Here is an 11,007-nt window from a genome sequence, read left to right as displayed (position 1 = left end):
CCCGATGCATCCGGGTTGACAGTCTTTGCCGATACGTCCGGGGACACGAAAGAGGATTTATCCGTGCGCCTGAACGGCGTAACCACACTATCCGCCCAAAACCTCATTCTGGACACAACGAGGGTTGAAGCCTTGGTGGATGCCAATGGCGTATTGGTGACCAGTGCGCTGGGTGGACCGGTCCAGATCTCCCTGCAAGGGGGACAAACAGGGTATGGTGCCGTGCCTGTTCCGGTTCGGGTGAATGGTGTTGAGGTTGGTCGTGTTCAAGGAGCCAAAGATATTGTTGGCAGTTCCCATGACGATCACCTGACCGGAGATGCCCGTGATAACCGGTTTACGGGTTATGGTGGCCACGATGTACTCGATGGAAAAGAGGGGCAGGATACCGCTGTTTTCAGTGATGCGGCCGGGCCTGTTTCTGTCACGCTGGATCGTGCACGCCCTGTGACCGTAACCATCAATGGCGTTGCCGCTGCCACCATCAGCAATATCGAGAATGTTGTGGGGGGGGGTGCTGCAGATACTCTTGTCGGTGACAGTGCTGACAACGTTCTTAGCGGTGCAATGGGGAATGATACGCTCTCCGGTGCCGGGAGGAATGACCGCCTGCATGGTGACATGGGAGCTGACCGTCTTACGGGCGGCCTTGGGGCAGACGTATTTTTGTATCGCAGTGCCTATGAATCGGGGCCTCGACCTCAAGACCGCGATACCATAATGGACTTCAGCAGCGTTCATGGCGATCGCATTGACCTTTCTGCATTGGTTGTCTTTGATGCATCAGGTGGGTATCGTCCGCTGACGTTCCGCGGTACGGAAGCCGGAGCTGGTGGTGTCTGGTATGTGAAAGATAGCTTGGGCGTTGTTGTTTATGCGGATGTAAGCGGCGATGCGACGGCTGATTTTTCGGTACGCCTTAATAACGTCCATTCCCTGTTGGCAAAGGACTTCATCCTTGAGTCTGTTGTCCCGCTTGGTGAGGGCATAGAGGATGCCGTCTACAGTATGAGTTTTGCCACTGAACCGGTGAACCTCACGCTTGGCACAGGCAACCCGTCTCCCGTTCTGGTTGGTGGTGTTCGTGTTTCCGAGATAACGGGCTATAACGGGTTGGCTGGCGGATATGCTGACGATCACCTGACAGGTAATGATGCTAATAACAAGTTCCGTTCCAGCGGCGGTCGCGATGTCATTGACGGACAGGGTGGCCGTGACAGCATGGACTACAGCGCAGAGCAGGGGCCTGTTGTTGTCACCTTGGCGGATGGTGCTGAAGATGCCGTGGTTCGTGTCAATGGCCTTGAAAAAGATACGCTGAGGCACATCGAAGCCGTTGCCGGCGGCAGCGGGCATGACTGGATAACAGGGAATGCCGGTGACAATATTTTGCTGGGCAACGCGGGCAATGATGTCCTGAGCGGTGGAGCCGGCCATGATGCCCTGTATGGTGACAAGGGTGATGATGTTCTGGATGGCGGGACCGGAAATGACTTTTTGGGGGGAGGAGAAGGAACGGACTCCGTTGATTATTCTGAGTATACGGTTCCTCTTCAGGTCATCCTGTGCGGTGATTCCTGGGGATCTGTGTCGGTTGGTACGGTCGAGGAAGACTATCTGCATTCCATAGAAGTTTTCACAGCGGGTCAGGGTGACGACAAGTTGGCTGTCGATTTGCAGTACGCCACACTGTCCGGTGGTCCTAGTGCTGATACGTTTGCTTACACTGGGCGCTTTGGTTTCAATGATCCTTCTGCGCTCTCTGGTACTCCAGGTGCCGAGCAGGTTATACGGGATTTTAATGCCGCTGAAGGTGACCGGATTAATCTGGCCCACCTGAACAAGGGCCTGTTTGTTTATGACTTCAGCGCGAAAGGGCCTGCGAAGAATGCTGTCTGGTCAAAGCAGGATGGCAAGGATCAGGTGCTGCGTGTTGATACAACGGGCGATGCTGTTTATGACTTTACGATCAGGTTGAAGAATTGTTCATCCGTATCTGCTTCGGACTTTGTGCTGTCGCAACGACCTGATATGGGGCCTGATACTGTCCTTGATACCGTCAAGAACAGTGATGATTATGCCTACTTTGACCTTTTCAATTCCGAGGTTCATTTTGGTGGGCAGAAGTATCCCTTTACGCCGTCTGGCACTCTTACCGGCGGTACGTGGCAGAACTACTTCCTGGCTCCACTGCCTTCGGCAACAGCATTGAATATTGATGGAGGAGACGGGACTGACACCGTCAGCCTTGTCTTGGCATCAGGTCCTGTCTCCCTGACCCTGAATGGATCAAGCTGGTCCAAGGTGTTTTATGCCGGTGTGCCTGCGGCCACCCAGATCCGGAACATAGAAAATGTTGTTGCCGGTAATTACGGGGATACGCTGACCGGCGACCGCAACAACAATGTGTTTACTCCCGGCTTTGGCGCGGACACCATTGACGGGGGCCCTGGTTCAGACACCGTGGACTATCGCTCCAGCCCCGGCCCGATCATGGTTACCCTGGCCGGAAGTCAATGGGCCACGGTTTCTGTGGGTCTCAATCAGCTAGGAGACCGGATCCGTAACATTGAGAATATCAGTGGCAGCGGATCTGATGACGTTATGGTTGGTGATGCCCTGGACAATACCTTTGTTGGTTATGGAGGAAAGGATGAGATCGACGGTGGTGCCGGGCAGGATACCGTTGATTACAGCTACAGCACCAAAGGTGTGGATGTAACCCTGGCTGGGTCGGCTTGGGCCAATGTGTCCGTTGGTGGTCAAGTTGAAGACCGTATTCGCAATATCGAGAATGTGACCGGTTCAGGCATGAATGACCGTATTTTCGGTGATGAGGGCAATAATGTCCTGCGTGGACAGGCCGGGAATGACTGGTTCAAGGCTGGTCTTGGCCATGATACCCTGGACGGAGGTCTTGGCGTTGACATTGCCGATTATACGGATCGTTCTGAATCTATTGCTGTTACCCTGGACGGGGCGAACCCGGCCCGCGTGTTCTTCAATGGAGTGGCGCAAGACACCTTGATCAATATCGAGTGCATGTGGGGTGGGTCCGGCAACGATCGCCTGGTTGGCGATTACAACGACAACAGCCTGTACGGGGGAAGAGGCGCTGATATTCTGGGCGGTGGAGGCGGCGCTGACACCTTCTTGTATTTCCTGATCTCTGATTCGGGTGTTGATGAAGCCTCGCGCGATACCATTATGGATTTCAGCAGTCAGGCCGGGGATCGTATCAAGCTGGCTTCTGTTGATGCCAACAAAGCTCTTCCCGGTGACCAGCATTTTGTCTTCCATGGCCAGAATGCCGGGGCTAACGGCGTATGGTATCAGCCGGATGGTAATGGCAATACGCTACTGTTTGCTGATGACAATGGTGATGCACAGGCAGATTTCTCCATTTTTCTTCTGGGTGTCAGCAGCTTGTCACGGGCAGACCTGATTTTAAGCTGATCCCGTTCTTGTATTCCTTGTCTGGTCATCCCCTCCCCCCGTTATTCGAATGAGGGGATGTGCCAGTTCCGGGACGTGGAGATGTGGGGCTATGGAAACAGGAGTAGACCAAGGGGGTGTATTTATGATTGTTATATGATCATCAGAATTACTATTGGGGGGTGTTTCATGATGAGAGTATCCGAGAAGGACGCACATTCCTACACAACAGGGGAATATGCTGATGGCGCGGTGCAGGTTGCAGATACGGATACCGGATCTGACTCTGCCTCTTCCTTGCAGGAGAACGCGCCTGTATGTACCGAGCAGGTTTTCTATTATTCGATTGTGCCATTCCATCTTGCAGACAGGACACTATATTCTCTCTGGAGCGACTTGATTCCCAGTATCGCTCTGTCTCAGGGGCTGGAAGTCTTTTACGGTACGAACGGCCACGATCATCCTGCCGAAAAGAATGGGGCTGGTGTCCTGTTTCGTGGCAGCGGGGGAATGGATGTTTTCGATGGTGGGCCGGGATACGATATCCTGGATTATTCTACCCAAGATCTTTCCATCCGTGTTGCCCTGCCTGATTCGTTGTATACAGTTGTTCATGCAGGGGGCCTGCCCAAGGACCTTGTGCGCGGTATAGAAGGCGTGATTGGCGGGACCCGTAGCGACTACATCACCGGTAATGCGCAGGACAATGTGCTTCTGGGGGGTGCTGGGGATGATGCCTTGTACGGGATGGCCGGGCATGACCTGATCATTGGGGGAATTGGACATGACCTGATTGATGGCGGTGAGGGATATGACGCCGTCAGCTACGAAATGCGTATTGTGCCGGTTTCTGTGACCCTCAACAGTCATGAGGACTCTCCTGTTATGGTTGATGGTCAGCCCGAGGATATTGTGCGCAACATCGAAGCCGTTATCGGGAGTGGTGGAGACGATGTTATCGTTGGTGACCAGTACGATAATTTCTTTAACGGCCTCGGCGGTGCGGATCGTCTGACAGGTGGTGCCGGGGCTGATATTTTTGCTTATGAGCGTGCCGAGCGTACAGAAGATGTCATTACCGACTTCAGTACGACAGAAGGTGATCAGCTGGATTTCAGTGAATTTGACGCCAATAGTACGGCAGACGGGAACCAGCCGTTCTTGTTTTCCGGCCAGAAGGCGCAGGCGCATTCCCTGTGGTACAAGCCTTTGGAAGATGGAACAGGTATCCGGTTGTTCGCTGATACAGATGGCCAGGAGGAGACCGCAGAGTTTTCATTGGTTCTGCAGGGCATTGATGCAATCGCAATGGGTGACTTCCTCTTCGGAACATTTGGCCCCCGTGTTACCTCCAAGGGGCTGGATTGCCTTGATGTTTCCGATACACAGTCTACATTTATTGACCTTCCGGGGTTGTCATATAGCCTTCAGGCTGCCTATCCGGGTCTTTCTCCGGATGGAGAGGATGGTGGTTATGCGGTTATGGCTCATATGACCGGCCATATTGCCCCGACCGTTACGCGTGTCAGCACCGGTTCAGGTGACGATGTGCTGATTGGCGATCCCCGCGACAACATTTTCTCCTCTGGTGCAGGCAAGGATCGGTTGGTCGGTGGTCTGGGGGTTGATTATCTGAGCGGTGGGAGTGGTGCAGACACGTTCACTTATAACAGCATAGCCGAAGGGGGAGACGTCATTACGGATTTCAGTTCAGAGCAGGGGGACAGGATTGATCTTGCGATGATCGGTGCGTATCTTCATCGCCCTGATGGCCAGCGCGGTCTTGATTTTTCAGGGCGTCAAGCAGCGGCATACTCTGTTTGGTATACAAACGATGGGACTGATGGTTCTGTCGTGATGGCGGATGTCGACGGTGATGCGCAGGCTGAATTCTTTCTGCGTCTGAATGGGGTTCAGAGTTTGTCGGCAGACGATTTCTTGCTTGTATAGTCTTTCGGGGCTGTCAGGCCCTTTTCTTTATATGCTGGGCCTGACAGATTATCTATCACATCTTGGTAAAGATAGATTCATGTATAAAAAATAGAATTCTATGTAGATATTAATTTTAATTAAATAAATAATTTATTGATATGATGAATTTTATTTCCTTTTATGGATCTGCCCTCTCTTTCTTTATGTGGGGGTAGATCTTTTTTTGTTTGTCACAAGATGAAGGGTTCCCGTGTGGGGATCTGGCTCTTGTGATAAGGTCGGCCTTTTTTCGGATGATGATTGTCGTGGAGGCGAAGGGGGAAATATGGGGACCTTGCATGTATTGAATGGGCATCTTCATAGTGTGGGCACGTCTGATTTGTATGCATGCAAGCTATCAGGGGAGTATGGCTTTCGTACTATATTCCGGAGTGGCCCTATAACCGTTTCATACTTCACCCCTTCCGCGCGTGCTTTGTCTTCTCCTGTGGTTGGGCATGACCAGCCCGGGATAGATCTTGTTTTCAGTGGCTCAGCTCCGGCTCCCCATTCTGTCTGGTCTGCACATTCCGATACTGATTCCGGATTGCGCCTCTTGGTTGATCTTGATGGCAATGCTTCTGTCCCCGAACTTCAGATTCTGGTTAACGGGTCCGTGGTGCCAGAGAAATCCGAGAAACCTGTTCCGGCCAAGGACTCTTCTGCTTCTACGGATAGCCCGTTACCGTTACTACAGACGGGGCCAGAATGGCCTTCACGTACAGTTCTTGATGATTTCCTGGAATCCTTTGTTCCTGCCCCTGCCCCGCTGGTGAACTATCACTACGGGACAGAGGAGCATGACCTGTTCTATGGCGGTCCGGGGGAGCACACCATTAATGGTGGTCCCGGAAGTGATACTGTCAGTTACCTGCGTCATGCGACCCCGGTAATTGTCTTTCTGGCCGGTACAACCCCGGCCCCGGTTCTGGTGGGTGGAAAGCCGGACGGCCTTCTGTCTGATATCGAGAATATTCACGGTTCATCACATGATGACATTTTGGGTGGAGATCGAGCGGACAATGTTTTCCACGGTGGTCCGGGCTATGACACGATTGACGGCGGTCCGGGCCTGGATCTGGCCAGCTATGTTGATGCCTGCCTGCCTGTTTCCGTAACCTTGAACGGGATGCAGGATGCCAGCGTGTTTGTTGGCAACCGTCTGGAAGATACCCTGCGTAACATTGAGGGTATTCATGGTGGTTCTGCAGATGATGTTCTGACGGGGGATTCGCGGGCCAATGTCTTCTACGGGCATGATGGCGACGATCTGCTGCAGGGTATGAGGGGAAGCGACCGCTTGCAGGGTGGGCCCGGGCGGGACACCCTGGATGGGGGAGAAGGGATCGATCTGGCTGACTATTCCGACAAAGTGGATCCTGTCGTCATTCGCCTTGCTGGTTCTTCCAGATCAGTTGCTCTTGTCGGTGCGCAAGAGGAGGATAGCCTGTTCAGTATCGAGGACCTGCTGGGTGGATCTGGCGATGATCACTTGTCCGGTGATGAGGCATCCAACCTTCTGGATGGCGGCCCGGGGATCAACAGCCTGACAGGTGGTGCCGGTATCGATGCCTTTATTTTTCGTTTTTCCGGTCTAGGGCACCGCGTTACAGATTTCAGTCGTTCAGAGGGAGACGTGCTGGATTTCTCGGGCCTGGATGCGGATACAGGGACAGCGGGCCATCAGGTTTTTCATTTCTCCGGATCGCGTGCGGCTCCGCATTCCCTGTGGTTTGATCCCATTCCTGGTGGTCCAGGTGGGTACTTGTATGCTGATCTGGATGGCAATGTGGATCAGCCCGAGTGTTCCGTCTTTCTTGAAGGCGTGGAGCATATATCCCGGGACGATTTCTCGCGGAGTACCTTTGTTCTGTCACCGATCCGTCGTGGTGTGCGGGAGCTGTCGTTTGATGGAACGGTCGATGATGTTGTTACCGTTGATCTTGGGGTTCGCGGGTACTGGGGGGGTAATCTGAAGGCCGGGTTGATTTATGGTTCTGTCGATCCGGCTGTCGTACATGTAACCACAGGAGCCGGTGATGACCACCTGATCGGTAATGCACAGGCAAATATCCTGTCTGCGGGGCCCGGTGATGATCATCTGAACGGTGGTGCAGGGGAAGACGTGCTGATCGGGGGAGAAGGGAAAGATATATTTGTGTACAATTCAATTGATGACAGCGGGGATGTGATTGTTGATTTCAACCGCGAGCAGGGTGATTGCCTGGATCTGACAGCTGTTGATGCCGACGTGCACCAGAACGGCCACCAGGCATTCACCCTTTCAGGGTGTGAGCCACGTGCGCATGCTGTCTGGTATGAACCTGCAGCCGACGGTAACGGCGTTCATGCCCTTGCTGATGTTGATGGTGACACCAGACCAGATTTCTTCGTAACCCTTTATGGTATAACCAGCTTGGTTCTTCAGGATTTTATCTTCCAGGGCATATAGAAGCCGTGCGAGTGGCAGGCATTGTCCTGTCAGGCTTTCTTGTGATTGTTTCACATATTATATTATAATAACCTATGGTTTCCGTTCAGTCCATTGGGGACGAAGGATCAGGGGCCATGAGGTAACAGCTTTCTATGGTGATTGTGCTGGAAAGCGGATGGTCCGTTTGAAGAGTGGAAAGGATATCGTGTTATGGCTGTAGATCCTAATGGTGATCTTTTGGCGTTTTTCTACCCTGCTGTTTCATACAAGGAAGGCGTTGTGTTCTTTCCGCCGTCTCCCTTCTCCGGGCCGGATTCAGGGGCTGATCGCAGCGCACAGGCGGCACCCCCTGTACCTGCTCCCGTAGAGGATACGCCGCCGGCTTCTTATGAAAGCATTGATGTAAGCCCCTGGTTCTCGATCTACTCTCTTGGCATGTCCCTGCCAATTCTGGGGGATATCCTGTAGCGCACAGGCTTCTTTGTTGGTTGTGGATGCATTCAATAGCCAAGAGCGGTCGGAATCCCGTTGTTGACCATAAGGGAAACCAGAAGCTCCAGGATAACCAGCCCAACGGCGGTTATTGTATCCACACCCAGCATCCGACGTGCGACAAACCCGTGATATCCCATAAAAGCGACAGCAGCCATCAACACGGGCAGTGCCAGTGCCTGCATGGGCATTCCACCGACTGTACTCAGCAAGACAATGGGCAGAAGAACGGCTGCCAATGGCAGGTGGAGCCAGTTGAAGCTGATAATGTAGCGTTGCCACCGCTCATGGCACCCCAGAATGCGGGTTACAGGATCCATGATGACCGGAAAGACAAGCCACCCCAGCGCATACAACAGGGCCTGAAACACAAGCCAGAAGACAGGCTCACTGTTGGTTGCCGCAGGGTCCTGCGCCTGGCTTGCCAGCATTTGTATCAGGTAGACCGGAAAGACCATGGCCCCCAGCCGCAGCGAGGCCCAGAATCCCTGCGGGCTGTCGTCAACATCATCAGCGCAGCGTGGATCCATGCGCAAGATGGAGCGAACCAGAACCATACCCCGGTAGAGATCGGTTTCCTGTTTCACGGTGTACCTGCCGCCTGACAACGGATCTGGAAAAAGCGCGACAGCACCCGATGATAAATTTGGGTCAGTGTTTCCAGATCATCGACCCGGCAATGTTCATCAACCTTGTGCATGGAGCGTCCAACCAGACCGAACTCCGCCACGGGGCACAGATGGCGGATGAAGCGGGCATCCGATGTTCCCCCGGATGTGGAGAGTTCAGGCATACGGCCTGTCAGAGTGGATATGGCTTCCATCAACAGGGCAGACAGTTCACCCTGTGGCGTCAGGAACGGTTCGCCACTGCAGACTGTTTCCAGGGAATAGCGTGTCGGGTCCGGGCAGGCCCTGGCCAGCCGTGATCGGATCTCCGCTTCCAGGGAGTGGGCTGTATAGCAGGTGTTGAAACGAACATTGAAAACAACCCGTACCTGCCCCGGAATCACATTGTCTGCCGTATTGCCGGTATCAATGGAGGTCAGTTCCAGGTTGGAAGGCTGGAAGTCTGCCGTGCCTTCGTCCAGGGGTGTTTCTGTCAGGGCCTGGAGCAGTGCAAGCATCCGGGGCAGGGGGTTGTCGGCCCGGTGCGGATAGGCCACATGTCCCTGCGTTCCATGCACGGTCAGTGTACCGGACAGGCTGCCCCGCCGCCCGATCTTGATCATGTCCCCCAGGGCATCAGGGTTTGTGGGTTCCCCGACCAGGCACATGTCTGGCGCTGTGTCATGCTGTGAGACCCAGTCCAGAAGCTTCCGGGTGCCATTAATCGCCGGGCCTTCTTCGTCTCCGGTGATCAGAAAGCTGATGGAGCCAGCAGGATGCCCTTGCTCCAGCAAGCGAGTTACCGCTGCAACAAATGCGGCAATAGCTCCCTTCATGTCTGCGGCGCCACGCCCGTACAGAACGCCGTCCACGACCTCTCCGCCGAAGGGGGCATGGCTCCAGCCCGATGATGGCGAAGCCGGCACAACATCGGTATGTCCGGCAAAGCAGAAATGAGGTCCACGGGTGCCCAGGCGGGCATACAAGTTGGCAACATCCGGTGTGCCCGGTTCAGAGAATACCAGGCGTGTACATGTGAAGCCGATGCGTTCCAGAACCTGCTGCAGGGCGTGCAGGGCCCCTGCGTCATCCGGGGTTACGGAAGGGCAGCGCAACAGGGCCTGCGCCAAGGGCAGGGGATCGCACAGGTCCTGTATGCTGCTGACTCCCTGTGGTGCAAGATCAGGATCAGTCACGGAGCAGCTCGTTGATAGAAACCTTGGAACGGGTTTTGGCGTCCACGCGCTTGACGATCACGGCACAGGCAAGCCCGGGTCCGGGTGTTCCGTCCGGCAGGGGTTTGCCCGGCAGGGTTCCGGGTACAACCACAGAGCCGGCCGGAACGCGGCCCATGAAAATCTCTCCGGTTCCACGATCAATAATCTTGGTGGACGCACCGATGAAGACCCCCATCGACAGCACGGCACCTTCTTCGACAATGACACCCTCGGCAACTTCAGAGCGTGCCCCGATAAAGCAGTTGTCTTCGATGATCACAGGTCCGGCTTGCAGGGGTTCCAGAACACCGCCAATACCAGCCCCGCCCGAGATATGGACATTCTTTCCAATCTGCGCGCATGAACCGACCGTTGCCCAGGTGTCGATCATGGAACCGCTGTCAACCCGTGCCCCGACATTGACAAAACTGGGCATCAGGACAACCCCCGGGGCGATATAGGCAGAGTGACGGACCACGCACCCCGGCACCGCCCGGAAGCCGGCGTTGGTAAAGGCGTCCTCGTTCCAGGCATTGAATTTGGATGGAACCTTGTCCCACCACGACGCCCCGCCGGGAGCACCGGAAATGGCAACCATGGGATCCAGACGGAATGACAGCAGGACAGCCTTTTTCAGCCACGCATTGACAACCCATTGGCCATTGTGCTTTTCGGCCACGCGCAGGGTCCCGTTATCCAGCTCGTCCAGGGCGGTGCAGACAGCCTCGCGGATGGCGCCTGTTGTGGCCGGTGACAGGGTGTCACGCATGTCCCAGGCAGAATCAATGACAGATTGCAGGGATGTCTGAAGTGTGGCGGTGCTCATCGGGGCCGGATCCTTGAAACAATG

General features: G+C 54.5%; 6 protein-coding genes and 1 pseudogene. 4 read left to right on the top strand and 3 right to left on the bottom strand.

Features of this window, described 5'->3' with window-relative positions:
* The 4 genes and pseudogenes from HEQ61_RS05855 to HEQ61_RS05840 form a co-directional block, all read left to right on the top strand.
* Positions 1-3,456: pseudogene (locus HEQ61_RS05855) on the top strand (calcium-binding protein); the annotation flags it as partial.
* A 168-nt stretch (positions 3,457-3,624) separates the two neighbouring features.
* A complete protein-coding gene (locus HEQ61_RS05850) occupies positions 3,625-5,385 on the top strand; it encodes a M10 family metallopeptidase C-terminal domain-containing protein (protein ID WP_168020346.1) in 1,761 nt (586 codons plus the stop codon).
* 346 nt (positions 5,386-5,731) lie between these two features.
* On the top strand, positions 5,732-7,858 hold the full coding sequence (locus tag HEQ61_RS05845) for a M10 family metallopeptidase C-terminal domain-containing protein (protein ID WP_168020343.1): 2,127 nt from the start codon (positions 5,732-5,734) through the stop codon (positions 7,856-7,858).
* A 192-nt stretch (positions 7,859-8,050) separates the two neighbouring features.
* A complete protein-coding gene (locus tag HEQ61_RS05840) occupies positions 8,051-8,308 on the top strand; it encodes a hypothetical protein (RefSeq protein ID WP_168020341.1) in 258 nt (85 codons plus the stop codon).
* 32 nt (positions 8,309-8,340) lie between these two features.
* Here HEQ61_RS05840 and HEQ61_RS05835 read toward each other — a convergent pair whose 3' ends face one another.
* From HEQ61_RS05835 to dapD, 3 genes are read right to left on the bottom strand one after another with little or no spacing between them, the layout of a single operon-like run.
* Positions 8,341-8,919: a hypothetical protein gene (locus HEQ61_RS05835; RefSeq protein ID WP_168020340.1), complete on the bottom strand. Its 579-nt coding sequence runs from the start codon at positions 8,917-8,919 to the stop codon at positions 8,341-8,343.
* Positions 8,916-10,136, bottom strand: a complete 1,221-nt coding sequence (dapE, locus tag HEQ61_RS05830) for a succinyl-diaminopimelate desuccinylase (RefSeq protein ID WP_322099203.1) — start codon at positions 10,134-10,136, stop codon at positions 8,916-8,918. Before dapE ends, HEQ61_RS05835 begins: the two co-directional genes overlap by 4 nt.
* Positions 10,129-10,983: a 2,3,4,5-tetrahydropyridine-2,6-dicarboxylate N-succinyltransferase gene (gene dapD / locus HEQ61_RS05825; protein ID WP_168020339.1), complete on the bottom strand. Its 855-nt coding sequence runs from the start codon at positions 10,981-10,983 to the stop codon at positions 10,129-10,131. Before dapD ends, dapE begins: the two co-directional genes overlap by 8 nt.
* Positions 10,984-11,007: the final 24 nt, after the last annotated feature.

It is taken from the genome of Haematospirillum sp. H4485 (assembly GCF_012102745.1).
Classification (GTDB): domain Bacteria; phylum Pseudomonadota; class Alphaproteobacteria; order Rhodospirillales; family Rhodospirillaceae; genus Haematospirillum.
This window is presented reverse-complemented; position numbering and strand designations above follow the sequence as displayed.